At 56.4% G+C, this 26398-nt stretch carries 26 protein-coding genes and 2 pseudogenes; 3 read left to right on the forward strand and 25 right to left on the reverse strand.

Annotated elements, in window-relative coordinates; genetic code table 11:
* Nucleotides 1–89 precede the first annotated feature (89 nt).
* Nucleotides 90–686, reverse strand: a complete 597-nt coding sequence (locus tag BJI67_RS15590) for a TolC family protein (RefSeq protein ID WP_070073824.1) — start codon at nucleotides 684–686, stop codon at nucleotides 90–92.
* Between the two features lie 132 nt (nucleotides 687–818).
* Nucleotides 819–1530: pseudogene (locus BJI67_RS18050) on the reverse strand (IS5 family transposase); the annotation flags it as partial.
* A 371-nt stretch (nucleotides 1531–1901) separates the two neighbouring features.
* Between BJI67_RS18050 and BJI67_RS18185 the strand changes: the two are divergent.
* The 3 genes and pseudogenes from BJI67_RS18185 to BJI67_RS17595 all read left to right on the forward strand — a co-directional run.
* Nucleotides 1902–2864: pseudogene (locus tag BJI67_RS18185) on the forward strand (IS5 family transposase); the annotation flags it as partial.
* A 474-nt stretch (nucleotides 2865–3338) separates the two neighbouring features.
* A complete protein-coding gene (tnpC, locus tag BJI67_RS15610) occupies nucleotides 3339–4769 on the forward strand; it encodes an IS66 family transposase (RefSeq protein ID WP_070071668.1) in 1431 nt (476 codons plus the stop codon).
* 48 nt (nucleotides 4770–4817) lie between these two features.
* Complete coding sequence (locus BJI67_RS17595) at nucleotides 4818–5027, forward strand: hypothetical protein (protein ID WP_156782177.1); 210 nt, start codon at nucleotides 4818–4820, stop codon at nucleotides 5025–5027.
* Between the two features lie 362 nt (nucleotides 5028–5389).
* On the opposite strand, the gene BJI67_RS17600 is transcribed toward BJI67_RS17595, so the two are convergent.
* The 23 genes from BJI67_RS17600 to rpmH all read right to left on the reverse strand — a co-directional run bounded on the left by BJI67_RS17600 (nucleotide 5390) and on the right by rpmH (nucleotide 26203).
* The gene (locus tag BJI67_RS17600; RefSeq protein WP_156782178.1) at nucleotides 5390–5602 is read right to left on the reverse strand and encodes a hypothetical protein; all 213 of its coding nucleotides are present in this window, start codon (nucleotides 5600–5602) and stop codon (nucleotides 5390–5392) included.
* Entirely contained in the window at nucleotides 5599–6090 is a 492-nt protein-coding gene (locus BJI67_RS17105; RefSeq protein WP_083250951.1) for a glycine-rich domain-containing protein, read from the reverse strand. The genes BJI67_RS17600 and BJI67_RS17105 overlap by 4 nt, the downstream gene beginning before the upstream one ends.
* On the reverse strand, nucleotides 6087–7421 hold the full coding sequence (locus BJI67_RS17605; protein WP_156782179.1) for a helix-turn-helix domain-containing protein: 1335 nt from the start codon (nucleotides 7419–7421) through the stop codon (nucleotides 6087–6089). The genes BJI67_RS17105 and BJI67_RS17605 overlap by 4 nt, the downstream gene beginning before the upstream one ends.
* A gap of 436 nt (nucleotides 7422–7857) precedes the next feature.
* Nucleotides 7858–9693 (reverse strand): glutamine--fructose-6-phosphate transaminase (isomerizing), encoded by a 1836-nt coding sequence (glmS, locus tag BJI67_RS15620; RefSeq protein WP_070073828.1) that lies wholly within the window; start codon nucleotides 9691–9693, stop codon nucleotides 7858–7860.
* Nucleotides 9694–9697: 4 nt separating this feature from the next.
* Nucleotides 9698–11074: a bifunctional UDP-N-acetylglucosamine diphosphorylase/glucosamine-1-phosphate N-acetyltransferase GlmU gene (gene glmU, locus BJI67_RS15625; protein WP_070073829.1), complete on the reverse strand. Its 1377-nt coding sequence runs from the start codon at nucleotides 11072–11074 to the stop codon at nucleotides 9698–9700.
* 48 nt (nucleotides 11075–11122) lie between these two features.
* A complete protein-coding gene (locus BJI67_RS15630) occupies nucleotides 11123–11551 on the reverse strand; it encodes a F0F1 ATP synthase subunit epsilon (RefSeq protein ID WP_070073830.1) in 429 nt (142 codons plus the stop codon).
* A 21-nt stretch (nucleotides 11552–11572) separates the two neighbouring features.
* Nucleotides 11573–12952 carry a F0F1 ATP synthase subunit beta gene (gene atpD / locus BJI67_RS15635; RefSeq protein ID WP_070073831.1) on the reverse strand — a complete coding sequence of 460 codons (1380 nt, stop codon included), beginning with the start codon at nucleotides 12950–12952 and terminating at the stop codon, nucleotides 11573–11575.
* Between the two features lie 49 nt (nucleotides 12953–13001).
* Complete coding sequence (gene atpG, locus BJI67_RS15640) at nucleotides 13002–13862, reverse strand: F0F1 ATP synthase subunit gamma (RefSeq protein WP_070073832.1); 861 nt, start codon at nucleotides 13860–13862, stop codon at nucleotides 13002–13004.
* 6 nt (nucleotides 13863–13868) lie between these two features.
* Nucleotides 13869–15410: a F0F1 ATP synthase subunit alpha gene (gene atpA / locus BJI67_RS15645; RefSeq protein WP_070073833.1), complete on the reverse strand. Its 1542-nt coding sequence runs from the start codon at nucleotides 15408–15410 to the stop codon at nucleotides 13869–13871.
* A 14-nt stretch (nucleotides 15411–15424) separates the two neighbouring features.
* Nucleotides 15425–15961, reverse strand: a complete 537-nt coding sequence (locus BJI67_RS15650) for a F0F1 ATP synthase subunit delta (RefSeq protein ID WP_070073834.1) — start codon at nucleotides 15959–15961, stop codon at nucleotides 15425–15427.
* A gap of 14 nt (nucleotides 15962–15975) precedes the next feature.
* Nucleotides 15976–16446: a F0F1 ATP synthase subunit B gene (locus BJI67_RS15655; protein WP_070073835.1), complete on the reverse strand. Its 471-nt coding sequence runs from the start codon at nucleotides 16444–16446 to the stop codon at nucleotides 15976–15978.
* 39 nt (nucleotides 16447–16485) lie between these two features.
* On the reverse strand, nucleotides 16486–16782 hold the full coding sequence (gene atpE, locus BJI67_RS15660) for a F0F1 ATP synthase subunit C (RefSeq protein ID WP_070073836.1): 297 nt from the start codon (nucleotides 16780–16782) through the stop codon (nucleotides 16486–16488).
* Nucleotides 16783–16838: 56 nt separating this feature from the next.
* A complete protein-coding gene (atpB, locus tag BJI67_RS15665; RefSeq protein WP_070073837.1) occupies nucleotides 16839–17723 on the reverse strand; it encodes a F0F1 ATP synthase subunit A in 885 nt (294 codons plus the stop codon).
* A 50-nt stretch (nucleotides 17724–17773) separates the two neighbouring features.
* Entirely contained in the window at nucleotides 17774–18130 is a 357-nt protein-coding gene (locus BJI67_RS15670) for an ATP synthase subunit I (RefSeq protein WP_070073838.1), read from the reverse strand.
* Nucleotides 18131–18227: 97 nt separating this feature from the next.
* Entirely contained in the window at nucleotides 18228–19079 is an 852-nt protein-coding gene (locus BJI67_RS15675; protein WP_070073839.1) for a ParB/RepB/Spo0J family partition protein, read from the reverse strand.
* Nucleotides 19080–19092: 13 nt separating this feature from the next.
* Nucleotides 19093–19878 carry a ParA family protein gene (locus BJI67_RS15680; protein WP_070073840.1) on the reverse strand — a complete coding sequence of 262 codons (786 nt, stop codon included), beginning with the start codon at nucleotides 19876–19878 and terminating at the stop codon, nucleotides 19093–19095.
* Nucleotides 19871–20515, reverse strand: coding sequence for a 16S rRNA (guanine(527)-N(7))-methyltransferase RsmG (gene rsmG, locus BJI67_RS15685; RefSeq protein ID WP_070074213.1), 645 nt, complete (start codon nucleotides 20513–20515; stop codon nucleotides 19871–19873). The genes BJI67_RS15680 and rsmG overlap by 8 nt, the downstream gene beginning before the upstream one ends.
* 8 nt (nucleotides 20516–20523) lie before the next feature.
* A complete protein-coding gene (mnmG, locus tag BJI67_RS15690; protein WP_070073841.1) occupies nucleotides 20524–22407 on the reverse strand; it encodes a tRNA uridine-5-carboxymethylaminomethyl(34) synthesis enzyme MnmG in 1884 nt (627 codons plus the stop codon).
* 84 nt (nucleotides 22408–22491) lie between these two features.
* Complete coding sequence (gene mnmE / locus BJI67_RS15695) at nucleotides 22492–23841, reverse strand: tRNA uridine-5-carboxymethylaminomethyl(34) synthesis GTPase MnmE (protein ID WP_070073842.1); 1350 nt, start codon at nucleotides 23839–23841, stop codon at nucleotides 22492–22494.
* Between the two features lie 2 nt (nucleotides 23842–23843).
* Nucleotides 23844–25466, reverse strand: a complete 1623-nt coding sequence (gene yidC / locus BJI67_RS15700; protein ID WP_070073843.1) for a membrane protein insertase YidC — start codon at nucleotides 25464–25466, stop codon at nucleotides 23844–23846.
* A complete protein-coding gene (gene yidD, locus BJI67_RS17110; RefSeq protein WP_083250952.1) occupies nucleotides 25459–25707 on the reverse strand; it encodes a membrane protein insertion efficiency factor YidD in 249 nt (82 codons plus the stop codon). The genes yidC and yidD overlap by 8 nt, the downstream gene beginning before the upstream one ends.
* Before the next feature lie 4 nt (nucleotides 25708–25711).
* A complete protein-coding gene (rnpA, locus tag BJI67_RS17115; protein WP_083250953.1) occupies nucleotides 25712–26056 on the reverse strand; it encodes a ribonuclease P protein component in 345 nt (114 codons plus the stop codon).
* Between the two features lie 12 nt (nucleotides 26057–26068).
* Nucleotides 26069–26203 carry a 50S ribosomal protein L34 gene (gene rpmH, locus BJI67_RS17120; RefSeq protein ID WP_083250954.1) on the reverse strand — a complete coding sequence of 45 codons (135 nt, stop codon included), beginning with the start codon at nucleotides 26201–26203 and terminating at the stop codon, nucleotides 26069–26071.
* Between the last annotated feature and the right edge of the window lie 195 nt (nucleotides 26204–26398).

Raw genomic sequence — 26398 nt, forward strand, 5'->3', positions numbered from 1 at the left:
GTTTTCGGGAAAAATCAGGCCCCAGATCCGAAGGGGCACGTCGCCAATGGACCCTGATCAACATGATAACCGCTAAATCGGGGGAATTTTCAACAGCCTGCTAAAGCCGCCTCAACGCGCAGGCGCTTGAGTTTCGAAAAGGTTCCGGCACGCACACCGGCCTTTGCCACGTTGACGCTGGCCGTAAGGGCTGTCAGTTGACTGCCCAGAGCCGCAAGTCTGCCATCCAGGGCCTGCAGGTCGCGGTAGAGCGCTGCGCCGTTCAGCAACGCATGCAGCCGGGCATCGTCTGCGTTCCAGCGTGCCGCCTGCGCACCGGCTCTTGCGGCGTCCACTTCGGCCGCGATTTTCAGGCTGAAGTCCAGCGGCAGACTCACGTTGACGCCATAACCGAATTGATCGCTGGCGAAGGGATAGTTGGCAACATTGGGCGGGTAGGTGATCGGCCGGGTCAGACGCGGATCGTTGTAATGCTGGCTCAGGGCATAGACATCTACGGAACCGAACCAGGCCGCGCGGGCTTGGCCGACACGATCCTTGGCCTGCTGCCCCTCAGCCTGAGCCGCCAGGATCTGCGGGGATTGCGCTCCAATGACCTGTAAGACTTTAGAGAGACTCAATGTGGACTGGGCCTGTGCTGCGATCACAACAGTCGGACAGAACAGACCCCAGAGTGCCAACGGCACGAGCGATAATAGGCTGAGTCTCGCAGGGTGTCGAAGCCTTCTCAGGGATCTGGGGCACACGGAATATATCCTCATGAAGTCGGTCAACCTCGTCTTGACAAATGGTATTAGGGTCACGCTAATCTGTTTACCCGGGTGCAGCGCAACGTGCCAACGCATCTGTCGGCGCGTGCGCTCAGAGCCCCTGTCTACACTCTGATAACCGGCATCGCCAAAAGCCATCGACTTTTCGTGTATGGCAGCCGATTAACCTGCGTCACGTCATCGATCTGTGCTGAAGTTGCCACCACCGTGTGCACCAGCCCTGAGTTGGCATCAGCACCGATAGGCGCCTTCATGCCAAAGTGCCACGGGTTACTTTTCTTCGTCTGATGCATCTCGGGATCATGCTTGCCTTCTAGATTCTCGGTCGAGCTCGGCGCCTCGATGGTCGTCGCATCGACCAGCGTACCCTCCTTGAGCAGTAGGCCGCGCTCGGCCAAGGGTGGCGGAACTTAAGCAACGTTGTCACATCCGGCGCCTCCTCAAGGCTCAAAGCGATATCCACGAACCGGCGGATCACTTGGGTGTCATACACCGCGTCCTCGGCTCCTTCGTCCGATAGTCCAAAGCACTGCTGGGCAATATAGAGTCTGAGCGTCCGCTCCAGGCCGATCGGCGGACGACCCCGCCGGCCGCTCTTCGGATAGTGCGCCTCAAGCGCCTCGACCAGCGCCGCCCAGGGCACGAGCTGTTCCAGATCACCCAGAAACCGATCCCGGCGCGTGCGTTTCTTCTCGGCTTCATACTCCAACTCCAAAGCTCGACTGCATGGTATTGAACCCTCTACTGGGCGCTGGCTCATTACCTCAGACTCACAACTGTGGCGGTCAGTGGAGCGAATAAATCAGCGTGTCCTTGGTGGGTTAGGTTAACCAGCAGCTACGTGAGCGACGTGTCCGTCCAGCATCGAACTGCTTGGTTTTGTTCTTCACGTGTCTGTTTAAATATACGCATAACGCGATATAGCCGTGTGTGACCTATATCACCCAGGTAGACGAACGGAGATGGAAAGGGATGTGCGGTACGGAGAAGAACGCAAGCGTGGGATGATCACAGAGAAGCAAAACGCTAGCGCATGTGCCGATAGGCTGACTACTGGCTGCCTCGAAAAACCTCGCCACGCCAGCCCTCGGTAAAATTGCGTTATCCTGAACTGAACCGCGGCCTGCACCGATGAAGTCACGAAACGCCATCAAGACGGACCTGTTTTCAGACGAGCATCATCACCGGAAGATCGACTCGCTGGGCGATCCGCTGACCGAGATTGAATCTTACATCGACTTTGCGGCGTTGGCCGCTCAGGTTGATCGAGTGGCGCCATGGCCTGTGAGCACTCAGGGTGGCCGTCCCCCATACCCGTCGGAAACGATGGTTCGCATTCTGGTGTTGAAGCGCCTTTACAACTTCTCGGATGAGCAGATGGCATATCAATGGCCTGAGCGCATGAGCTACAAGCGCTTTTGTGGGCTGGCGAACGCCACGAACGTGCCTGATCGCACCACCGCGTGGACCTTTGAGCACCTGATCGGTGAAGCAGGTACGAAGGCGTCGTTCGACGGCGTCTCGGCACAGCTGCTCCAGAAGGGTTTCATCGCGGGTGGCGGTCAGATCATCGACGCGACGCTGGTGCCGGCGCCCAAGCAGCACAACAACCGGGGCGAGAAGGAACTGATCGGACAGGGCGCAATGACTCTGCCTCGTGGCGCCCGGCAAAGCGGCGCGAGAAGGACGTGGACGCCACCTGGACCAAGAAGCACAAGATCATTCGCCGGATCGAGGCCGATACGACCAGCACGTACGACAGCCAGCATTTCGACAACGTGTTCGATACGAACAATACGTGCCGCGACTTGTATGCCGATCGGGGCTATCCGTCCGAAGAGCGCGAAGACTGGCTGAAAGCGAACGGGTACCGCAACCAGATTCGGAGAAAGGGCAAACGCAACAAGCCGCTGTCGGAGCGCTAGCATCGGCGCATCGCCAAGACGCAGGCCACGCGTGGAGCAGGTGTTCGGCGGCATCGCTCAAATGGGCGGCAAGCTGATCCGCACCATTGGTCAGGCACGAGCGAACTTCGCCATGACCATGATGGCGGCCCGCTACAACCTTAAGCGGCTGGTCTATTTCGGAAAGTCCGCAGGAGCGCCTTTTGATGCCCGAAATGGATCGAATCGCCGGTGCCCGAGGCGATTCGAAGCAAAAAACGCGGCAGCACCGCCGAGAAAGCGGTGCTTTGCCGAAGCAGTTGAACCGAGTTCGGTCGCGTTCATCGTTGCGCGGCGGAATTCACCGAAAGCCTCGGGTTATTCGAGATGCCCTACTGGGAGATGCTTATGAAGATTTCGCTACGTAACTACTCAGTGAAAATAATTACAAAAAGTACTTGACAGGGTTTTTGGTAGTTTTTTTGAAAATATGGCGGCGCTGTAACGAGTGCGATTATTGGTCTCCGAAAGCGACAGAGGCGTAGTCTTCCTTGCGACATCACGCGAGGCACTGCCCCACCGTCAGTCAATTATTTTACGCCGCCAGATCGCCTTACAAACGAGAAAATTGGCACTTCAAAACCCGTGAGATAATAGCTTCATTACTTCTTTGGAGCAGTCTTGCGTGCGGATCGACGGCGTCGATATCGAGATCACCCTGGCACAGGTCAGGGCGCAACTGGAGCAGGAGAAAGACCTATCTCCGGCACTCCGCGCCAGTATCGAGATGATGCTCATGTTGTTCGTCGTGTTACTCAACCGTCTCGGGCTCAATAGCCGCAACAGCAGTCAGCCGCCGGCATCGGATCCCAATCGGCCACGCAGCCAGCGTGTGCGCTCAAGCCGACCTTCCGGTGGCCAGCCGGGGCACGTGGGCAAGACCTTGCGCCCGGTCGAGCATCCCGATGAGATCGAGGTCCTCAAGATCGATCGTCGTCGCTTGCCGAAAGGCTGCTATACCGAGGCGGGTTTCGAGACTCGCCAGGTTTTTGATATCGACATCAGCCGGATCGTGACCGAGTATCGGGCGCAGATCCTGGAGAATGAATCAGGCCAACGTTTTGTGGCTTCATTCCCGGAAGGGGTGGATAAGAAGGTGCAGTATGGTTCCGGCCTCAAGGCCCATGCCGTCTATCTGTCCCAATATCAGCTCTTGCCCTACAAGCGGATCCAGGATTACTTTGCCGATCAGTTGGGCATCCCTTTGAGCGATGGTTCACTGGTGAACTTCAATCGCGAGGCATTTACCCGCCTGGCGGCCTTTGAGGCGATCAGCAAAACGGCATTGGCCAAAGCCGTGTCCGCTCATGCCGACGAGACCGGGGTCAACATTGATGGCAAACGCCATTGGCTGCATGGTCTGTCCAATGCTGATTGGACGCATTATCAGGTCCACAGTAAGCGAGGCCAGGAGGCGATGGACGCGATCGGGATCCTGCCACGGTTCCGCGGTGTGCTGTGTCATGACCATTGGAAACCCTATTACCGTTATCGGGACTGCACCCATGCCCTGTGCAATGCCCACCACCTGCGCGAACTGGAACGAGCATTCGAGCAGGACGGACAACAATGGGCGGAAGCGATGGGCAAGCTGCTCAGAGAGATTCATCAGGCCGTCGAGAACGCTGGCGGCATCCTGCCGCTGACCGAGGCCAATGCTTACCGGCAGCGCTACCGAGATGTGCTCGAGGCGGGGCAACTGGAATGCCCTGAGCCGGAAAAACCACCCGACAACAAGCCTCGGGGGCGGATCAAGCGGAGCAAGGCCCGCAATCTGCTGGAGCGTCTGATGGCCTATGAAGACGATGTGCTGCGTTTCATGGTGGACGTCAATGTGCCGTTCACGAACAATCAGGCGGAGAACGATATCCGTATGACCAAAGTGCAGCAGAAGATCTCCGGCTGCTTCCGCAGCCTGGAGGGTGCCGCGATGTTTTGCCGCATACGGGGATATCTATCGACCTGCCGAAAGCAGGGGGTCACGGCTTCGGAGGCGTTGCGCCTAGTATTCGATCGCAAGCTACCGGCTTTTGCTCTGGCGATCTCTGAGAATTAGCTGAGTAGTTACGTAAAAGTTAACGAGCCCGATGAAAAGGGTCTCTATATGACCGTCGTCGCTTCTCATGGTGACAAGCATTTCAGTGTTGCGTTGCTGGAAAGTTGTGCAACTGAAAATGTGATTTACAAAATGCTCGCTGAGGAATGCATGGCTATCCTTTATTGTGGACCACCGTTTGAACAGGATTCTTTTGCCTACGGCGTTTCGGTGCATGTCGGTCCTGTTTTAGGCTGGCAGCCGCCTAAAGCTGGTTGAAAATGTTGTTGCCGGTTGCACCTTGACCCCTAAGTCAATACTGACTGAACCGCTACTAGTTAGCTAGGTTGATATTGACAGCTTCGGTTCGGAAACCTGCCATCGGTACAAATTAAAGGCACCGATTGCTTGGGATCGCGAAGAGACTGTGTGTCTCGTCTCAGATCGGCCGAGAGCGGCCAGTCACTCTCATTTTTTATTAAGTGGCTATAGGTCAGCAATGCGAGCTATAACCGGTCACTTCTTACCTGTCTTATTCGCGAGTAAAACACCAGAATGCTCAAGCCGGTTTTCCGCCCGGGTTGTGAGAGGAGATGCGGAGCGACAGGTCCTGAACATACTCTTAGACCTGCCGCTATATTTCAGGATGCCTTTGAACGTGTTTTAGCTTTCAATGTGGTGTGGATGTCACGTTTGAGATTTTTCAATGCGCGATAGTCACTTGGTGAGAGGGCTACGCAAACAAAGCGGCCATTTGGGAGAAATAATCGACCATGCTTTCCTGCGTACCGAAAAATGGCACCACGACGAGTCCATTTCCTCAGATAGTTGTTGATGTCCTTGTTGTTAGTCATGCGAATGCTTCGTTCTGTGCATTACGGACGCCCTTGCATGCTCCAGGTGAGCGACAAGCACAGGATGAGGGGACATGACATGCATGGCCAGCACAACGTGCAGCCTGCGTTTCCACCTCAGGGTAAGGGCCAAAATGCCGTTCATAGGCGATTTTGGTGAGCGAGTATGCAGTTTCAAGCTCATCCCTTGCCTCACTTGAACCCAGTCCCATGTAAGGGTAGTGATGCAGGTATTCGCCGAATACACTCTGGCAGTCCTTTACATAAGCCTGAGTGTCCAGAATATGCGCATGCCAGAATTCGTCTACGAGCCTGCTAGGCACGAGGTCAAGATCCGGCTCATAAATGCGCATGGATAAAAATCGGCGGTATTCGCATTCGGCAAACTCGATCTGTTCCAGGCGCATCCCGTTGCCTTCCAATGGATCAAGTAATTTCATCTTGATAGCTGCAAAGTCTAATTTTTCGACGTCAGGATGAATATTCATGGATGCTCTCCTTTAGATTTAATAAGCTCGTCAGTGAATTGAGACAATTGGATACGCGCCGATTTTGGAAGCTTACAAACGGCGATTTCGCCATCGTCATTTTGTTTAACCAAATCGACTCGGTAGGTGCAAAACGACCTATCTGAGGCATTCATAAGGTATAGCGCTCCTTCTATGTCCCGGTGATTCACCCACCTGCCGGGTTTTTCAAGAAGAATTGTTAGATGTTCTTTTAGGGCTTCTATCAGATTGAGTTGGATGTGCCAGGCTATTTTGTCACCTAAGCCCCCTTCTCTCCGAGGCCTAAAAGAGTCTTCTGAAATATCCGAAATTGAGTATTTACCTGTGACAAGAGTAGGTTCGGTCTGCTCATGAGTCTGCGTCATGCTTTGAATGCGAAATATAAGATCTTCAGCTAATGTGGTTTCTTCCCCCAGCATTTCGGTAGACCATGCATACTCTTGAGAGATTTTTTCCAATTTATCGATAATCAACCAATCCTGAATAACAGTTGGACGAGCGAATTGGATGCCTCTATTGTCAGGACTGGCAGTGCAACGCGTTATTTCTATGATGAAATTTCTATATTCAAATTCGTAAAAGAACGCCAATCTAAATACGTAATCATCCATTGTTAGATGTGCTTGATTAGCAACCCCTCTCTTTTTTTCAAGGGCATCTAGAATGGCTAGAAATACATCTTCCAAACCATGGAATATTTGCCCTGGTGGTGCATTGCCTGAGCTGTCTTTAATGAGCCAAAGACCTTTTGACATTATTGGGTCGTGCCATTTATCTTTGTCGATGCCCAAAAATTCCAAAAGGTTATCTTTATCACTTTTAATCCCAGTAAAGCTGTGTCGTTCTATGTAATCACATATCTCCAAAGTAGCCTTTGTTACAGGAGTTTCTCCAACTGAACAATTGTCTAGTTCTTCAAGTTTGTGTAAGAACCATGAATAGTTGCTTAAACCACATTCGTCTTTCTCCTGTTCCTTTTGTAGAAGGGCTTTGTACTCTCCAGAATCGTACAAGCGTTGGCATGCATCTTTGATCTGCTTTGCAAGCGGACCTATCGGTCCAATCAAGTTGGTGTCACCACCGTCTACTAGAAGCTCTAGTGGAACGCCAAGGATCTCAGCAATACGCTTTGCACGAATTCTTGTTGTTTTGCCCGTGCGTTCAAGGCGTTGATAGGTTGTGATATGGCTACGGTCATTTTTTGGAGTGCCAACGAGTTCTATAGCCACTGTGGTCTGTGACTTACGAGCCAATTCTCTGTAGTGACGAAGACGTTTTGGATCGAGTTGAAAGGACTTGTTTCCGGCCATGATGCCCCCCCCTGAATTAATGTTGGTGGGAGTATAAAGCCGTTATGAGATGCATCAATGCAGTAAATGCATCTTATTAGAGGGATAGGGGATTAAGAGGTAGAAGAATGTGCAAGTTGCGTCGAAGAATGAGATTGACAGGTAAAAGTGCCGATCAACCTATATGGCAACTTTTTATATCAAGGGTTGGATAAATCATCGGCTGAATTGCTTGTGATAAGCAGTCATTAACTGAACGGGAGGGTTTATGGCAGATGTGGGTCGAACTGAGACGCTGAACTTATTTGTTACTTCTACCTGGACCGCCTGTCTTACTCATTTTTTACCCTAGTTGTTCAGTACAACAACTAGTACACAGTAATAATCCGGAGTTCACAGAACTAATTCGAAGTTCACACAATTAATACCCAGCCACAGCAACCTAAAACTATTAGCTCTATTCCACGGTCACAGATTTGGCGAGGTTCCTGGGTTGGTCTACGTCCGTTCCCTTGAACACGGCTGTGTGATACGCGAGTAACTGAAGCGGGACCGTCATCAGTACCGGCGTCAGTGCACCAGCTCCTGATGGTACTCCGATAACATTCATACCGGGCCCATCGTCCAGCGAGACCCCAGCTTCAGCAAATACGAATAGCTCACCTCCTCGCGCGCGGACCTCTTCCAGATTTGATTTCAATTTTTCCAGCATCACGTTGTTCGGCGCCACTACGATCACTGGCATATCTGCATCAACCAAGGCGAGAGGCCCATGTTTCAGCTCACCCGCGGGGTAGGCCTCGGCGTGGATATACGAAATCTCCTTCAGCTTGAGCGCGCCTTCCATCGCGACTGGGTAGAACGCACCACGCCCCAAAAACAGTGCATGGCCTCGCTCCACGAAACGCTCAGACAAACGCATGATGACAGGATCAAGTTTAAGCGCAGCCTCGATCAGACTAGGCAGATGTAGTAACTGTTGGCGAAAGGATTGTAGTTTCTCCGAGTTCACACCGCGGTATTGTGCCAGCAGCAAGACAACCTGCATGAGCGCAACGAGCTGGGTGGTAAATGCCTTGGTCGAGGCCACACCGATTTCCGGACCCGCGTGCGTCAATAGTACGAGTTCCGACTCACGTACCAGCGAGCTTTCCGGGACGTTACAGATCGACAGCCTTGCCAGGTAGTTTTCATCACGAGAGGCATGCACAGCAGCCAGCGTGTCGGCGGTTTCCCCGGACTGCGATAACGTCAGGAACAGTGTATTCGGCAGCACGGCATGCTTGCGATAGCGGTATTCGCTCGCAACCTCGACCAGACAAGGAATTCCGACGATTCCCTCAAGCCAGTAACGTGCAATCAGGCCGGCATGAAAACTTGTACCGCAAGCAACGATTTGTACCGCACTCACCCTGGGAAGTATGTCTTCCGCTCGGGCGCCCAATATACCGGGAGCAATGGGACGTTCGGAATGTACTCGCCCCTCAAGAGTTTCGCTGATAGCGTAGGGTTGCTCGAAAATCTCCTTTTGCATGAAATGCCGATATTGGCCACGGTCGGTTGCCCCGGCGGACAACCCAGAGGTATGAATTTCACGCTCGACGCGGCGGCCATCGCGAGCATAAATGTCGATCCCATCGCGCCTGACATCGACCACTTCGCCGTTTTCCAAAAACGTGAAACGCTGCGTCACCGGCAGCAATGCCTGAACGTCTGATGCAACAAAATGTTCGCCGATACCGAAACCGACTACCAACGGGGGGCCATTACGGCAGGCCACGACACGTTCCGGATCAGCGAGGCTGATCACTGCCAGAGCGTACGCACCTTCCAGTTCGGCGACCGTCCGCTGTACCGCTGCCAGCAGATCCGCGCCACTGTCGAGATGAAACGCGATACGGTGTGCAGCTACTTCGGTATCAGTCTCCGACACGAACGGATAGCCCAGCTGGATAAGTTCCTCGCGCAGAACTGCGTGATTTTCGATGATGCCGTTATGGACAATGGCCACTCTATCGTTGGACACGTGCGGATGCGCGTTATGTTCGGTCGGCGCGCCATGCGTAGCCCAACGGGTATGCGCTATGCCCACCTTTCCGGCCAGTGGTTCATCCACGAGCGCCTGCGCCAACCCGGCCACCTTGCCGACACGGCGACGACGCTCGATTTTCTGTGATGCATCCAGTACCGCCATCCCTGCCGAGTCATACCCGCGATATTCCAGCCGGCGCAGACCCTCCAGCAGAATCTCTTGGATATTCCGTTCGGCTACGCCGCCGACAATACCGCACATAGCTTCAGTCCTCTTTTTTACGCGGTCTCTGCCAGTTATCGAGCGTTGTCTGGCGACTCCGGGCTATCGTAAGTTTGCCGCCGGGTGCATCGTGCGTAATCACAGAGCCGGCACCGATCGTTGCATCTGGGCCAACTTTAACAGGCGCCACCAGCACCGTATTCGAGCCGATCGAAGCACCATCACCGATGATGGTGCGGTGCTTGTTGGCGCCATCGTAATTGGCCATGATCGTGCCAGCCCCGACATTCACTTTTGTACCTACCTCCGCATCCCCAACATAGCTCAGATGATTGACCTTGGAGCCTTCACCGACGGCGGCATTCTTGATCTCCACATAGTTACCAACATGCGCGTGTGCCCCCAGACAAGCGCCTGGCCGGAGTCGCGCGAATGGGCCCACCCGACAGCCGTGACCTACCGCTGCATGTTCAATAACACAGTGACTCAATATCTCTGTATCGTCGCCCACTGTCGTGTCACTGATTACCGTATGCGGACCAATGCTCACCCGATCACCCAGCTTTACCGTACCCTCCAATACCACACCAATATCGATGGACACATCCTTGCCCACGGATATCTTGCCGCGAATTTCGATGTGGTCAGGGTCCCGCAGCGTCACGCCGCAGCGCATCAGTTCAGATGCCCTCCGGTTTCGTAGCGCTTTCTCTGCTGCTGCCAGTTGGGCCCGATCATTGATCCCGATAGTTTCTTGCGGATCGTGACAGCGGTGTACCCCGATGGGTACGCCTTGCGATGCAGCCAGACCGACACAATCCGTCAGGTAAAACTCACCCTGTGCATTATTGCGATCGATACGACCCAGCCAATCCAGCCATTGTGCACGAGTCGCCACCATGATTCCGGTGTTGACTTCATTAATATGCTTCTGGCTCTCGTTTGCGTCTCGCTCCTCCACAATCCCGATCACTTGTCCGTCATCATTACGGAGAATACGTCCGTAACCAGATGGATCAGCCACACTTACAGTGAGCAAGCCCATGCCAGTAGCGGGTCTGGCTGCTAACAATTCTTTGAGCGTTTCAGGTCGGATCAGCGGGACATCGCCGTAAAGGACGATAATTAGAGAATCGTCATCAAGGTACGGTAGCGCACAAGATAACGCGTGGCCCGTTCCGAGCTGAGGCGCCTGGATTGCCGTACGGATTTCAGTAGCTAGCGTGGCACGGACTTGGTCGGATCCATGCCCCACGACGACGAGTGGCCTGGAGGTCGCAACTTGGCCTGCGACCTCCAGAACATGCGCGAGTAAGGATTTTTCAGCCAGCGGCTGCAGCACCTTTGGCAGATCGGAATGCATCCGTGTACCACGGCCTGCAGCAAGTATCACGGGTACCACGGGAGCCTGCGACGACATGGCTTAGGGATCCCATTGGGTCAGGTCCGCCCGCGGCGGAGGTTCAGATCAGCCTTGACGGCCCTGCTTCAGGTTACGAATCATCCTTAGACGAGCCTCAGCCTCAGCCAGTTCGGCTTGCGCGCGGGCAAAATCAATATCCGCCTTGCGGTTAGCCATGGCCTCTTCGGCTCGTTCCTTGGCGGCCTGTGCCTCTGCCTCATCCAGGTCCTTGGCACGCACAGCACTGTCAGCCAGTACCGTGACAACGTGTGGCTGAACTTCGAGTATGCCGCCAGATACGAAAAAATGCAGCGTATCGTTGCTATCCTCCGTTTTTACCCGCACCTCGCCCGGTTTGAGCACGGATAGCAAGGGGGTGTGGCGCGGCATGATGCCGACCTCGCCCAGTGCGGCGGGTGCAAACAACTCCTCCGCCGTGCCGGAAAAGATCGACTCTTCAGCGCTGACGATATTGACGTGCATGGTCATTGCCATGTTGGACCCCGCTCCGGCAGCTTACTTAAGGGTTTTGGACTTTTCGACCGCTTCGTCAATCGTCCCCACCATATAGAAGGCCTGCTCGGGGAGATGATCGTACTCGCCAGCGACGATCGCCTTGAACCCCTGGATGGTGTCTTTGAGAGACACGTATTTACCAGGTGCTCCGGTGAACACTTCGGCAACGAAGAAGGGCTGCGACAGGAAACGTTGGATTTTACGCGCGCGGGCCACGATGAGCTTGTCGTCTTCAGAAAGCTCGTCCATGCCCAGAATCGCGATAATATCCTTAAGCTCCTTGTAGCGCTGCAGTACGTTCTGCACCGAGCGCGCGGTATCGTAGTGCTCAGCACCGATGATCTGCGGGTCGAGCTGACGGCTGGTCGAGTCCAGCGGATCCACCGCAGGGTAGATGCCCAACTCGGCTATCTGACGCGACAGCACGACGGTGGCATCCAAGTGCGCGAAGGTGGTGGCAGGAGAAGGGTCGGTCAAGTCGTCCGCAGGTACATACACGGCCTGAATCGAGGTGATCGAACCGGTCTTGGTTGACGTGATGCGCTCCTGTAGCACACCCATCTCCTCGGCGAGCGTCGGCTGATAACCCACCGCTGAGGGCATGCGGCCGAGGAGTGCGGACACCTCGACACCGGCCAGGGTGTAGCGGTAGATGTTGTCGATGAACATCAGCACGTCACGACCTTCGTCGCGGAAGAATTCGGCCATCGTCAAGCCCGTCAGTGCGACACGCAGGCGGTTGCCCGGTGGCTCATTCATCTGACCATACACCAAGGCGACCTTGTCGAGGACGTTGGAGTCCTTCATTTCGTGATAAAAGTCGTTACCTTCGCGAGTACGCTCACCGACACCTGCGAATACGGAGTAACCGCTGTGCTCAATGGCGATATTACGGATCAGCTCCATCATGTTGACCGTCTTGCCGACGCCGGCACCACCAAACAGGCCAACCTTGCCGCCCTTGGCGAATGGACAGAGCAGATCGATAACCTTGATACCGGTCTCAAGCAGCTCGGTAGAACCCGCCTGTTCGTCGAAGGAAGGAGGCTCGCGGTGGATGGGGTTGCGCGTCTCGGTCTCCACCGCACCAGCGTTGTCAACCGGATTGCCGAGGACATCCATGATTCGTCCTAGCGTTCCCTTACCCACGGGCACACTAATCGGCGCTCCCGTACCGGCCACATCCATGCCACGCTTCAGGCCATCGGTGGTGCCCATCGCGATCGCACGCACGACACCATCGCCCAGCTGTTGCTGAACCTCTAGCGTCACATCTTTCTCCGTGATTTTCAGTGCGTCGTAGATCTTTGGCACGCTGTCTCGCGGAAATTCCACATCGATGATGGCACCGATGATTTCAACGATTTTCCCAGAACTCATGGTCTGTCCCCTGTAAACACGTATTCTTTAAAGCCGCTGCTGCGTCCGTTTACACGGCCGCCGCGCCGCCGACAATTTCCGAAATCTCTTGGGTGATCGCGGCCTGGCGGGCCTTGTTGTACGCCAGCTGCAATTCGTTGATCAGCGAGCCTGCGTTATCCGATGCGCTCTTCATGGCAACCATGCGGGAAGCCATTTCACAAGCGACGTTCTCGACCGCACCCTGGTACACCAGCGATTCGACATAGCGCTTGAGCAGTTCTTCGAGGACGTACTTGGCCTCGGGCTCATAGATATAGTCCCAGTGATGCGCCAGTCGCTCATCCTGCACCGGCTCAACCGGTAGCAGTTGGGTCAGCTTGGGCTTTTGAGTCATCGTATTGACGAACTCATTCTCGACCAGGAACAAGCGGTCGATCTGACCCTCTTCATACGCCTTGAGCATGACACCGACGGTCCCGATCAGGTCGCCGATCCTCGGCTTGTCGCCTAAGTGCGTCGTCTGCGCCAGAATGTTCCCGCCGAAGCGCTTGAAGAAGCTGGCGCTCTTGGCACCAATCAGGCACAGATCGATCTCGACATTCTGGTTGCGCCATTCACGCATCGAGGTCAGCGCCCGCTTGAACAGGTTGATGTTGAGTCCGCCGCACAGTCCTCGATCTGTAGAGATCAGGATGAAACCTACGCGCTTCACATCACGAGTCTGCATGTAGGCATGGCGGTATTCAGGATGTGCCATGGAAAGGTGGCCGATAACCTCATGGATCTTCTCCGCGTAGGGTCGGCTGGATTCCATGCGCTCCTGAGCCTTGCGCATCTTGCTCGCGGCCACCATTTCCATGGCCTTGGTGATCTTCTGAGTATTCTTGATACTCTTGATCTTCGAGCGGATTTCTTTAGCGGCTGCCATCGTGGGTTACCAGACGTTGTTGGCCTTGAAGTGTTCCAGAGCTTGTTTCATCCCGGCGGCGATTTCATCGTTGTAATCGCCTTTTTCATTGATCCGGGCGACCAGCTCGACCTGTGCGGACTTGAGATAGCTGTGCAGAGCCGCTTCGAAATCGACCACCTTGTTGACCTCGACGTCATCCAGGAAGCCTTCATTGGCTGCGAACAGCGAGAAACCCATTTCTGCGATAGAGAGCGGCTGATACTGCTTCTGCTTCATCAGCTCGGTAACCCGGCGGCCACGCTCAAGCTGCTTGCGTGTGAAATCGTCGAGGTCAGAGGCGAATTGCGAGAATGCCGCCAGTTCACGGTACTGAGCCAAAGCCAGACGGATACCGCCGCCCAGCTTCTTGATGATCTTGGTTTGGGCGGCACCGCCTACTCGGGACACTGACAGACCCGCGTTGATGGCTGGGCGGATACCTGAGTTGAACAGGTCCGTTTCCAGGAAGATCTGTCCGTCCGTGATCGAGATGACGTTCGTCGGCACGAACGCCGACACGTCACCGGCCTGCGTCTCGATGATCGGCAACGCGGTCAATGAACCGGTTTTGCCGCTTACCTTGCCACCGGTGAATTTCTCGACGTAGTCGGCATTGACGCGGGAAGCACGCTCGAGCAGACGCGAATGCAGATAGAAAACGTCACCCGGGTACGCTTCACGGCCCGGCGGACGACGCAGCAGCAACGAAACCTGACGATACGCCCAAGCCTGCTTGGTCAAGTCGTCATAGACGATCAGCGCATCTTCGCCACGGTCGCGGAAGTACTCACCCATGGCGCAACCTGCGTAAGGGGCGATGTATTGCATTGCTGCGGAATCCGCAGCCGCCGCAGCCACGATGATGGTGTGCTCCAGCGCACCGTGCTCCTCGAGCTTACGCACCACGTTGGCGATTGATGACGATTTCTGCCCAACCGCAACGTAGATACACTTAACCCCGGTACCTTTTTGATTGATGATGGCATCGACAGCCACCGCGGTCTTGCCGGTCTGGCGGTCGCCAATAATCAGCTCACGCTGGCCGCGCCCGATCGGCACCATGGAGTCGATCGCCTTGATGCCGGTCTGTACGGGCTGGTCGACGGACTGGCGGTCGATCACGCCCGGTGCAATCTTTTCAATTGGCGATGTGCCATCGTTCGCGATCGGACCCTTCCCGTCGAGGGGGTTGCCCAGCGAGTCGACCACGCGGCCGAGCAGCCCCGGACCCACCGGCACCTCGAGGATACGCCCTGTGCACTTGGCCGAGTCGCCTTCACTGATGTGCTTGTAGTCGCCGAGGATCACCGCGCCGACCGAATCGCGCTCCAGGTTGAGCGCTAGGCCGTAGGTATCCCCAGGGAACTCGATCATTTCACCGGCCATCACGTCGGACAGGCCATGGATGCGCACGATACCGTCGGACAGGCTCACGACCGTGCCCTCGGTCCGAGCTTCCGCCACGGCCTGGAAATCCTTGATGCGCTGCTTGATAAGATCGCTGATTTCAGTCGGATTGAGTTGCATCTCTTAAATTCCTCTTAGCGGCTCATGGCCCGGGCCATCTGCCCAAGGCGTCCTTTGAGTGAGCCATCGATGACCAGATCACCTGCGCGCACGACCACGCCGCCCAGCAGCTCGGGGTCTTCCCGAGTTTGCAGATTCACATTCTTGCCCAGCCGACGCTTGAGCGCTTCGACCAACTGCTTGCGTTGTGCCTCATCAAGCGGATACGCACTGACGGCTTCGGCTTCAACCGTACCGGCCGCTGCATCGGCCATGGCCTCAAAATGCGCTGCAATCTCCGGAGCCACGTCCAGCCGGCGGTTTTCCGCCAGCACACGCACCAGATTCGACGCCTCCGTATCGAAGGCATCACCGCCTGCGTCGATCAGAATCTGCGCCTGTACCATTGGCGGGAGTCGCGGATCGCCGATTACCGCCTGCACATCAGGCATAACCGACAACGCGGCCAGCGTTTCGACAGCACTTTTCCAGCGCTCTATGGCATTCTCTGCCTGGGCCAGCTCGAAGGCCGCTCTGGCGTAAGGCCTAGCCAGGGTCACCTGTTCAGACATACCCGTCGCCTCCGTCAGATCTGACCGACGAGGTCGTCAAGTGCCTGCTCATGCACCTTGGCGTCGACTTCTCGTGACAGTACTCGTCCCGCGCCTTCGACGGCCAGGCTCACCACCTGGTCACGCAGCTGCTCGCGCGCCCTAGCGATTTCCTGGTTCAGATCCGCCTCGGCCGCGGCCTTGATGCGGTCGCTCTCAGCGGTGGCCGCATTCTTGGCCTCGTCTATGATTTCGGCACTACGCTTCTGTGCCTGCGCGATGATCTCGGCCGCCTGGGCCTTGGCTTCGCGCAGCCGTTCCTCGGCACGCTGTTCCGCCAGTTCATGTTCGCGGCGCCCACGCTCGGCTGCGGCGAGACCCTCTGCAATGCGGGTCTTGCGGTCTTCGAGCATGCGCGTCATCGGCCCCCACAAGGTGTCCTTGACGAACCAAACCAACAGCCCAAACGTCAGGATCTGGGCAAATAGTGTTGCGGTAATACTCACGGTAGCCCCCCCGGTCTGCAGGCTGGGTTTATCGGACGATCAACCGCCTACAGCCGCTTTTACAGCGCTGGCAGCCGCACCGATGAACGGATTCGCGAACAGGAACCACATCGCGAAGGCCAGGATGATGAACGGGAAGGACTCCATGAGGCCGGCGAAGATGAACATATTGGTCATCAGTGCAGGTCGCAGCTCGGGCTGACGGGCGATACCTTCGAGGGTTTTGGAGCAGATGAGGCCCCAGCCAATGGCCGAACCCAGGCCAGCGGCGGCAAGGATCACGCCCACACCAACGGCGGTGTATGCGTAGATCATGGTAATCATTTCGGGTGTCATGGTGTCCTCCTCAAGAGTCTGATGAATTTCGTTAATGGTTAAGTATCAAAGATACGTTAGTGATCAGAGTTATGCGCCATTCCCAGGTACACGATGGTCAGCACCATGAAAATGAACGACTGCAGCGTGATCACGAGAATATGGAATATCGACCAGCCCAGCCCGACCAACATCTGTAATGGATACCAACCCAACAGACTCCAGCTAAGCGTTTCGGAGTGAGTCAGTACCAGCAGTGCGATCAGCATGAACACAAGTTCGCCAGCAAACATATTGCCGAAGAGACGCAACGCCAGGCTGAGCGGCTTGGCAATCTCCTCAATCAACGTCATGACGATGTTCACAGGGATCAGGTAGGGCCCGAACGGGTGAAATAGGAACATCTTCAGATATCCGACGGGGCCCTTGATCTTCAAGTTGTAGAAAATAACCAAGGCAAACACGGTCAGCGCCATACCGAATGGCGCGCCAAGATTGGCCGTGGGTACCGCACGGAAATATACGGGCCCCTCGACGCCGAAGATGTGGTGTCCGATCCAGGTGACAATCGTGGGAATCAGGTCAACGGGGATCAGGTCGATGAAATTCATCAGAAATACCCAGACGAAAATCGTCAGGGCTAACGGACCAATCAGGGGATTGGGCCGCGAGGTAAACACATCACGCACTTGATTGTTTACAAACTCGACCATGGTTTCGAGGAGGTTCTGCATCCCGGTGGGATGATCGGGGTCGAGGTTCTTCCCGATCCGCCAGGCGACAAAACCGATCAGGATCGCAAGCAACAGCGCCATCAACCAGGAGTCTACGAAGAACGCATGAAAATCGATGATGCTGGAGGTCTGATGGGTATGCGGATTGCAACCGACGCACCAATCCGTCAGGTGGTGCTGCATGTACTCAACGGCATTCGCCGGTTGAGAGGATTCGGTTGCACTCATGCTCGTTCGCTCCTCAGTCGTGACTTTCTATCTGCAGTCCATGAATCGTGTCAGGGATTCTGGGCGCGCAGGCTCATCAACATGTACGCAGCCTGCGCACCGACAAAGGTACCAATCAGCGGGAGGGGAGCGAGCTTGAGAAAACCCAAACCGAACGCCAGCGCCGCCAAGACGAACACGAAGCGAAGGACTGCGCTGATGTAGAGTTGCGCCATCTCTCGCTGAGCGTTGGTCGAAACAGTCGCTTCGACGCGCCCGATGCGGCGTACCAGCATCAAGGTGTTTGCCAAGGCCACCGCACCGCCGTAAAACGCCGCGGGGATGCCTTTCTGACCTTCTATGTAAGCGGCTAATCCAACCCCGATCAGCACCAGTCCGGTCTGAAGCATCAATATCGCGCTGCGCATACTGCCCTCTACGACCGGATGGGCCCCGGGGCCACCCCCCGAACATGCCCGCGGCGCAGTATAGAGAGTCGCCCAGACAGCGTCAACCAAGCGGTAATCACTTGATATGCGACAAAATACCGTCCAGTTCGTCGAGGCTGTTGTAATGGATGACGAGTCTTCCCGAGCCCTTTTCCCCTTGTTCTATCTTCACTTTTGCACCCAGACGTTCGGCGATATCGGTCTCCACCCGGACCACGTCGGGTGACGTCTGTTGAACTGGTTTAGGAGGGCGCGAACGTTGTCGTATCAGCTGCTCTGTCTGCCGCACACTGAGACCACGTGCGACGATTTCGCGGGCAACCGAAGCTTGAGCCATACCCCCGAGTGCAAGCAATGCACGGGCATGTCCCATTTCAATGCTTTTGCTTTCCAGTAGCTCCCTAGCCACTTCGCCCAGTTCACGCAAGCGCAGCAGATTGGTCACCGCCGCGCGCGAACGCCCAACCGCGTCAGCCGTCTGCTGATGTGTGAGTCCAAACTCCTCGATCAGCCGTGCGAGCGCGAGCGACTCCTCGATTGGATTGAGATCCTCGCGCTGAATGTTCTCGATCAGTGACATGGCTGCCACTGCCTGATCGGGGAGGTCGCGCACGATGGCTGGAACCTCCAACAGGCCTGCAAGCTGGGCTGCCCGCCAGCGACGCTCACCCGCGATCAGCTCATAGCCGTCTTCCAATCGGCGGACCACGATGGGTTGTATCACGCCCTGCGCCCTAATCGACGACGCCAGTTCCTCCAGTTCCTCTGTGCGTATATGCATACGCGGCTGGTAGCGGCCGCGGCGGATTTCCTCTACGGCCAGCGTTCGCAGCTCTCCATCTTCTCCCCTCTCTTCCAGCGGCTCGGCCTGGCCCGAAAGCAGGGCATCCAACCCGCGCGAGCCCAGGCCTCTTTTACGTCTTACCATCGTTCTGATTCTCCTAAGCGCTGTCTCCAGCGGTGCGCTGGTCACGCCGAATGATTTCTCCTGCCAGCGCAAGGTATGCGAGCGCACCGGTCGAAGCGCGATCGTAGTGCAGCACCGGGATGCCGTGGCTAGGCGCCTCGGCCAAGCGCACATTGCGCGGAATGATGGTACGGTAAACCCGGTCACCGAAATGTTCGAGGAGCTGCGCCGAGACGTCGTTGGCGAGATTGTTTCTGGGGTCAAACATGGTTCGCAGCAGGCCTTCGATTTCCAGCTGCGGATTGACCCCCTCACGAATGCGTTCGATGGTCTTTATCAATGCGGTCAAGCCTTCTAGCGCGTAATACTCGCACTGGATCGGTATCATCACACCGCGTGCGGCAGCCAGTGCATTCACTGTGAGCATGTTTAACGAGGGTGGGCAATCGATCAGTACGTAGTCGTAACGATCACCCAGCGATTCCAGTGCATCGCGCAAACGGTATTCCTTGCGCGGGACCTGAATCAGGCCTACTTCCGCCGCCGTCAGATCGCCATTTGCCGGCACGATGTCATACCCGTGGCCTCCGGCAGCACTGATCGCCTGTTCAGCACCCGTTTGCCCCAGCAGGACATCCAGAACGGAGTGCTGCAGACGGTACTTGTCCACCCCGCTGCCCATCGTCGCGTTGCCTTGCGGGTCTATGTCCACCAACAGCACGCGACGCTTGGTCGCCGCCAACGAGGCGGCCAGATTCACACTGGTCGTCGTCTTGCCGACTCCGCCCTTCTGATTGGCTAGCGCCAGAATCTTAGTCATTCGCATCCGCTTCCCAGCCGATTTCCACCAAATGTCTCTGGGCATCCATACCCGGGATATTCAACGTATGTACCCCAAGCATATGGAACTCGGGGGGGAGGGCGGTCAATTCTTCGTCGGGGTAACGTCCCTTCATCGCCAGCAACCTTCCCCCTGGCGCAAGCAGATGGCTAGCCGCCGTTGCGAAATCGGCCAGTGTGGCAAATGCCCGGCTCACGACTGTATCAAAGCCTGCCGCAAGCGTGTACCGCTCAACCCGTGCGTGAACCGGGGTGATGTTGAGCAGGTTCAGTTGCAGCATGCACTGGCGCAGAAAGCGTACTCGCTTGGCGCTGGCATCGAGCAGCGTAAAGCTTCGCGACGGTTGGTATATCGCCAAGGGAATCCCCGGTAACCCAGCCCCGCTGCCGACGTCAAGAATACGGTTGCCATGCAGGTAACGCTGGATTGCGAGGCTGTCCAGAAGGTGATGCGTGACCGTGTCCATGTCACCCTCGATTGCGGTCAGATTATGCACCCGGTTCCATTTGCGCATCAGTGCAATGTAGTCCTGGAGCATAGCGAGGTGTTTTGCACCTGTATCCAGGCCCAAGGCCTCAAGCCCAGCTATCAAGCTGGCAGTCGCTGCAGGCTCCATCATCACATCTAGGCCGACCGTTTCTCGCCCTGCAGCCGCCTCAGGTGGACCAGCAGCAAGGATATGGCCGCAGGCGTCACGCCCGAGATGCGGGAGGCCTGACCTAGGGTGGCGGGGCGCTGGTGATTGAGCTTTTGACGCACTTCGATAGATAGCCCCGGCACGGAGGCATAATCCACCTCTCCAGGAATCTCGAAATCCTCGTGGCTGCGGTTGCGCTCGATTTCGTGGGCCTGGCGCTCGATATACCCGGCGTACTTGGCCTGGATCTCGACCTGCTCGATCACGCGCTCATCATCGCTTGCGCACTGGTACAGACCTGCCTCGGAGAGATCGCGCAGGCGAACACCCGGACGCCGCAGGAGGTCCATCACGTACACGGGTTCCGCGGGTACCTGACCGATGCGTTCGACGATGGCTATGTGTGTGCAATCGGCTGGCGTCAGGCGCACATCCCGCGCCCGCGCCTGTTCGCGCTCGATCGCCTCAAGCTTGCGTTCGAACGCCTGCCAGCGACCGTCGTCGATCAGGCCGAGCTCCCTGGCTATCGGCGTCAGGCGCAGATCTGCATTGTCCTCACGCAACGTCAGTCGGTATTCCGCCCTACTCGTGAACATGCGATAGGGCTCCTGCGTACCTTGCGTGACGAGATCATCAACCAGTACGCCGAGATAGGCCTCGCTGCGCGTGGGCCACCATGGCTTCTCCCCGCGCTGTGCACGCACTGCATTGATTCCGGCCAGCAAACCCTGTGCCGCTGCTTCTTCGTAGCCGGTGGTCCCATTGACCTGTCCGGCCAGGAAGAGGCCTGGAAGTGCCCGCGACTGCAACCCCGGCTCCAGTCCGCGTGGGTCGAAGAAGTCATATTCGATCGCATAGCCCGGGCGTGTGATATGCGCTTGCTCGAATCCATGGATACTGCGGACCAATTCGAGCTGTACATCAAACGGTAGGCTGGTTGAGATTCCGTTCGGGTACACCTCATGGGTATCGAGCCCCTCGGGCTCAACGAAAATCTGATGCGAATCGCGATCGCCGAAACGCACGATCTTGTCTTCGATGGACGGGCAGTAACGTGGACCGATACCCTCGATCTGACCCGTGAACAACGGCGAACGGTGCATGGCCGCGCGGATCAACTCGTGCGTGTGTGGATTTGTGCGCGCGATATGACAGACGACCTGCGGTGGATGCTCCGTACGCGCACCCATGAACGAGAAGACCGGTCTGGGTTCGTCGCCGGGCTGCACTTCGAGAACGCTGAAATCGATGCTTCGGCCGTCGATGCGTGGTGGTGTGCCGGTCTTGAGCCGACCGACACCGAGCGGCAGTTCACGTAGCCTCGCTGCCAGCGTAGTCGCTGGCGCGTCTCCTGCGCGACCGCCATCACGCTGATGTTCACCGACATGGATGCGCCCGGCCAGGAATGTTCCGGCCGTGAGTACCACCGCACCTGCAGCGATACGCATACCCATTTGGGTGATCACACCGACAACACGTTCACCTTCTAGAATCAGATCATCCACCGCCTGCTGAAAAACATCGAGTCTCGGCTGGGACTCGACGGCCGCGCGCACGGCGGCTCGGTAACGTGTACGATCCGCTTGCGCGCGCGTCGCGCGCACAGCAGGTCCCTTGCGCGCGTTCAGCGTGCGGAAATGGATTCCAGCACGATCTGCGGCCCGCGCCATCATCCCTCCCATCGCATCGATTTCCTTGACGAGGTGACCCTTGCCGATGCCGCCGATGGCCGGGTTACAGCTCATCTGGCCGATGGTTTCGATGTTGTGGGTCAATAGCAAGGTGCGCGCACTCATCCGCGCCGCTGCCAGTGCGGCCTCGGTTCCGGCATGCCCGCCGCCAACCACGATGACCTCGTAATAGTTTTGCATTGCCTCAACCCTGCCCGCACGACGGCAAATCTGATTATTCTCGGGCAAGCATCCGGCAGCGTCAAAATGCCCGAATTCCCAACTCTACTTGCCGATACAGAATGTCGCGAAAATTTCGCCCAGCAACTGGTCCGCGCTGATCCGGCCGGTAATCGAGCCCAGGTGCTCTTGTGCCTGTCTGAGTTCTTCGGCCATCAACTCAACGCCGGTTGCGTGAACGGCAAGCGAATGTGCTCGCTCCAAAGCCTCCAGACATTGTTCCAGAGCGCGTACCTGTCTTGCACGTGCGGTGAAAACGGTCTCGTCTGTACCCGGCCCGCCCATCCGGCGGATCACCTCAGTAACAAGGATATCTATCCCGCTGCCCGTCAATGCTGAAATGGCGAAGATATTCCGGGCACTATCAAAACCTGGAGATTCGCCGCTAACGTCGATCTTGTTTCTTACCTTCAACAAACAGGCCGAAGCCGGCAGCTCGACCAGAAGTTGGTCTGAGGCCGGCGTTTCCGCGGTGTCGAGCAACAACGCAACATCCGCATTGGCCAAGGCACGCCTCGCGCGTGCCACGCCCTCGCGCTCAACCGGGTCATCAGTATCGCGAATACCAGCTGTATCGATAACCTGTACGGGCATGCCCTGCACAACGAGGTCGGTATGCAACAGATCACGAGTCGTGCCCGCGACTGGAGTCACGATCGCCCGATCCTCACCGGCGAGCCGGTTCAGCAGGCTTGATTTACCGACGTTGGGTGCACCGGCCAATACCACAATGGCACCTTGCGCAAGTTTTACGCCTTGCTGCGCACTGCGTAAGAGTTGCCGGGTTGCGCCTAGTATTTCCTTCAACTCACCGACCATCCGCTCGGCGGCCGCCTCATCGACATCATCTTCCTCTACGAAATCGACGCTTGCCTCAACCTGAACCCTGATTGCGGTCAATCTCGCACGCAAGGCTTCGACCTGCTCCGAAAATTCCCCGCGCAACGAGCGAACGGCACCTAATGCCGCCTGACGACTGCCGGCATCGATCAGATCCGCGATCGCCTCTGCCTGGGCTAGATCGAGTCGCCCGTTGAGATAAGCACGTTGACTGAATTCTCCGGGAGCAGCAGCTCGGGCACCGAGTTCGAGAAATCGTTTCCAGACCAGAAGCGGAGCCTGCTGGCCGCCATGTCCCTGGAACTCGACAACATCCTCACCGGTAAATGATTGCGGACCGGAGAAGCACAGCAGTAGACCCTGATCCAGGACCACACCATTCTCGGTGAGGCAGCTCCGCAGAGCGGCCTGGCGGAACGGTGGTAACGGTCTGCCAGTCAGTTTCTCCGCTATGAAAAATGCATCCGGTCCGCTTACGCGAACGATACCGACCGCACCGCGACCTGATGCTGTGGCGACCGCGGCAATGGTGTCTCGCGCATACGGCGCGAGCATTTCTACTTGCCTTCGGTCGCTTTGGCCAGGTTCCGCGTGATCAGCCATTGCTGACCTATGGACAGCGTATTGTTCACCACCCAGTAAAGCACCAGACCCGCTGGGAAGAAGGCCATGAATACGGCGAAGCCGAGCGGTAGGATGGACATGATCCGCTTCTGCAACGGATCCATGGGTGCTGGATTAAGCCGCTGCTGCAGAAACATCGTGATGCCCATGATCACGGGCAGTACGAAGTAAGGATCACGCGCCGATAGATCGTGAATCCAAAAAATGAAGGGTGCCTGGCGCAGCTCGACACTTTCCAGAAGCACCCAGTACAAGGCAATGAATACAGGTACTTGGACCAGAATCGGGAGACAACCGCCGAGAGGATTGATCTTCTCGGTTCGGTACAGTTCCATGGTTGCCTGACTGAGTTTCTGGCGGTCATCTCCATAGCGCTCCTTGAGTGCCTGCATCTTCGGCTGCAGGCTGCGCATTCTCGCCATCGACCGGTAGCTTGTAGCCGAAAGCTTGTAGAAGGCCAGTTTGATCAGAATGGTCAAGAGAATGATCGCAAAGCCCCAGTTGCCTACGAGGCTGTGAATCTTGCTCAGCAACCAGAACAACGGCTTCGCAATGAATGTAAAAATGCCATAACCCGTAGTGAGATCGAGGCCAGGAGCAACCTTTTCCAGGGTTTCCTGGAGTTCCGGCCCAATCCACATACGGCTGCTGATTTGCGTATTCTGGCCTGGTGCGAGATTGAGTTTCTCTGTGCGGTAGCCGATCAGATACAGAGGTTTCTGCCCGCCGGTAAGTGCCTTGCTGTAGTAATCGTAGTGCCCGTCCTTCTCAGGTATCCATGCAACCAGGAAGTAGTGCTGCACCATGGCCATCCAGCCGCCTTGCACCGTCTTGGAAAGCGGCGACTTGGCCATGTCATCGAAAGGCACTTTCTGGTAGCTGCCGTCGTAATACGCAGCACCGGAATAGGAATGTGCCTGCAGCATACTAGTGTGGCTTTCGAGCGGACTGTGGACCAGTTGGGCATAAAGGTTGCCCTCCCAGGGCTTCGCGCCGATGTTCTTGATGCTGTAATCGACATCGACCAGGAAGCTGCGTCGGTGAAGTATGAAGGTTTTGGTAACCTCCAGGCCGTCCTTAGCTAGCCACGTCAATGGAACCCGCAAAACGTTTTCACCCGGTTTCAGCGTGTATTCCTTTGCGCCAGCCCGGTAAATCGCATGATGATCAGGTGCTGAGCCACTCGATAGCAGGCCGGATTGCGCGACGAAGGTCCCCTCTTTGTCATACATCAGAGTAAAGGGATCGTGCGGTTTCTCAACCGAGACAGGATAGGTAGGCAGCCGCGCCTGCAGAATTTCACCACCTCTTGTACTGATGGTCAGATCCAAGGTATCGGTATGGACGTGAATCAGTTCAGATTTACCCGCCTTGCCGTTGGAGACAGTGACGGCGGATGGGATTTGAGCCGTGGCCGTCTTACCGTTAGCCGTCGTAATTGTTGATGTTGCGGCCTGCGGCGGCGGCGGCGGTTGATGAGCTTTTTGCCAGTCTTGCCAGATGACGAAAAGCACGAACAGCAAGGCGATGTACAGCAGGGGGCGGAAGTTATCCATCGTGTCGGCTTGTACGTTGTTGTGTCGAATGATTCGGCAAGGGATCGTAACCGCCCGGATGCCAAGGGTGGCATTTGGACAATCTCTTCACTGCCAGCCAGGTTCCCTTGATTGCCCCGTATTCTTCCAAGGCCTCTATCGCGTAAACCGAACAGGTAGGTTGGAAGCGGCAATGCTGACCGAGAAAAGGGCTCAGCAGCAAGCGGTAGGCCTTGACCAGAAGTATCAGTAAAGTACGCATGGACTTACCTGATCGCCTGCCAATGTCGCTCCAACGCTTCGCGCAGTTGCCGTTTGCCCAGTGAGCCGGCCCCTGACCTGCAGGTTACGACCACGTCGACTGCCGGGAGGGATTGTTGTTTGAGCCTGAAACTTTCGCGGACAATGCGCTTGATACGTTGCCTGTCTACGGCACGGCGTGCGCATCGGCGTGATATTGCCAACCCTAATCTCGCTCTGCCGATGTCGTTACGCATCCACGTCAGCACGAATACACGACCGCCGGATTTGTTCCTGCTAGCAAAAACGCGACCGTACTCTACGCGTTCCGTCAGCCTGGCACAGCGTGGGAAAGACTGTGCCCCTACCACGTTAGGCTTGCCTTATGGAGTAAGGCGCTGACGCCCCTTGGCGCGCCTCGCAGACAGTACAGCGCGGCCGCCCTGAGTACGCATGCGTGCGCGGAAGCCGTGAGTACGCTTGCGATGAAGATTGCTCGGTTGGAAAGTACGTTTCATGGCGATTTCAATCCAGACTTCGGCCCAGCACGACGCCGGACCCAGGAAAAAAGAGTGGGAAAGTTACGCGGCGATGCCAACTCTGTCAAGCACGCCTTAGTATCCGATGTGGAACGCTCGGTGCTGTACGTATACACTCTTCCGTCCACCGAACACCATTCCAGCATACCTGCTACGGCCTGAGCTAGGGGACAA

Origin of the sequence: Acidihalobacter aeolianus (assembly GCF_001753165.1) — a bacterium.
GTDB classification, from domain to species: Bacteria; Pseudomonadota; Gammaproteobacteria; order DSM-5130; family Acidihalobacteraceae; genus Acidihalobacter; species Acidihalobacter aeolianus.

Excerpts from the sequence above, each read along its gene's own strand:
- mnmE (WP_070073842.1), bottom strand. The coding sequence starts at position 23,841 with ATGCTCGCGCCGTATGCGCGAGACACCATTGCCGCGGTCGCCACAGCA.
- atpG (WP_070073832.1), bottom strand. The coding sequence starts at position 13,862 with ATGGCAGCCGCTAAAGAAATCCGCTCGAAGATCAAGAGTATCAAGAAT.
- atpD (WP_070073831.1), bottom strand. The coding sequence starts at position 12,952 with ATGAGTTCTGGGAAAATCGTTGAAATCATCGGTGCCATCATCGATGTG.
- rsmG (WP_070074213.1), bottom strand. The coding sequence starts at position 20,515 with ATGGAGCCTGCAGCGACTGCCAGCTTGATAGCTGGGCTTGAGGCCTTG.
- BJI67_RS17605 (WP_156782179.1), bottom strand. The coding sequence starts at position 7,421 with ATGGCCGGAAACAAGTCCTTTCAACTCGATCCAAAACGTCTTCGTCAC.
- glmU (WP_070073829.1), bottom strand. The coding sequence starts at position 11,074 with ATGTCGTCGCAGGCTCCCGTGGTACCCGTGATACTTGCTGCAGGCCGT.
- BJI67_RS17105 (WP_083250951.1), bottom strand. The coding sequence starts at position 6,090 with ATGAATATTCATCCTGACGTCGAAAAATTAGACTTTGCAGCTATCAAG.
- BJI67_RS15680 (WP_070073840.1), bottom strand. The coding sequence starts at position 19,878 with ATGACTAAGATTCTGGCGCTAGCCAATCAGAAGGGCGGAGTCGGCAAG.
- BJI67_RS15675 (WP_070073839.1), bottom strand. The coding sequence starts at position 19,079 with ATGGTAAGACGTAAAAGAGGCCTGGGCTCGCGCGGGTTGGATGCCCTG.
- atpE (WP_070073836.1), bottom strand. The coding sequence starts at position 16,782 with ATGACACCCGAAATGATTACCATGATCTACGCATACACCGCCGTTGGT.
- BJI67_RS17600 (WP_156782178.1), bottom strand. The coding sequence starts at position 5,602 with ATGACTAACAACAAGGACATCAACAACTATCTGAGGAAATGGACTCGT.
- BJI67_RS15630 (WP_070073830.1), bottom strand. The coding sequence starts at position 11,551 with ATGGCAATGACCATGCACGTCAATATCGTCAGCGCTGAAGAGTCGATC.
- rpmH (WP_083250954.1), bottom strand. The coding sequence starts at position 26,203 with ATGAAACGTACTTTCCAACCGAGCAATCTTCATCGCAAGCGTACTCAC.
- yidC (WP_070073843.1), bottom strand. The coding sequence starts at position 25,466 with ATGGATAACTTCCGCCCCCTGCTGTACATCGCCTTGCTGTTCGTGCTT.
- atpB (WP_070073837.1), bottom strand. The coding sequence starts at position 17,723 with ATGAGTGCAACCGAATCCTCTCAACCGGCGAATGCCGTTGAGTACATG.
- atpA (WP_070073833.1), bottom strand. The coding sequence starts at position 15,410 with ATGCAACTCAATCCGACTGAAATCAGCGATCTTATCAAGCAGCGCATC.
- BJI67_RS15650 (WP_070073834.1), bottom strand. The coding sequence starts at position 15,961 with ATGTCTGAACAGGTGACCCTGGCTAGGCCTTACGCCAGAGCGGCCTTC.
- glmS (WP_070073828.1), bottom strand. The coding sequence starts at position 9,693 with ATGTGCGGTATTGTCGGCGGCGTAGCCGAACGGAATATCCAAGAGATT.
- BJI67_RS15670 (WP_070073838.1), bottom strand. The coding sequence starts at position 18,130 with ATGCGCAGCGCGATATTGATGCTTCAGACCGGACTGGTGCTGATCGGG.
- mnmG (WP_070073841.1), bottom strand. The coding sequence starts at position 22,407 with ATGCAAAACTATTACGAGGTCATCGTGGTTGGCGGCGGGCATGCCGGA.
- yidD (WP_083250952.1), bottom strand. The coding sequence starts at position 25,707 with ATGCGTACTTTACTGATACTTCTGGTCAAGGCCTACCGCTTGCTGCTG.
- BJI67_RS17595 (WP_156782177.1), top strand. The coding sequence starts at position 4,818 with ATGACCGTCGTCGCTTCTCATGGTGACAAGCATTTCAGTGTTGCGTTG.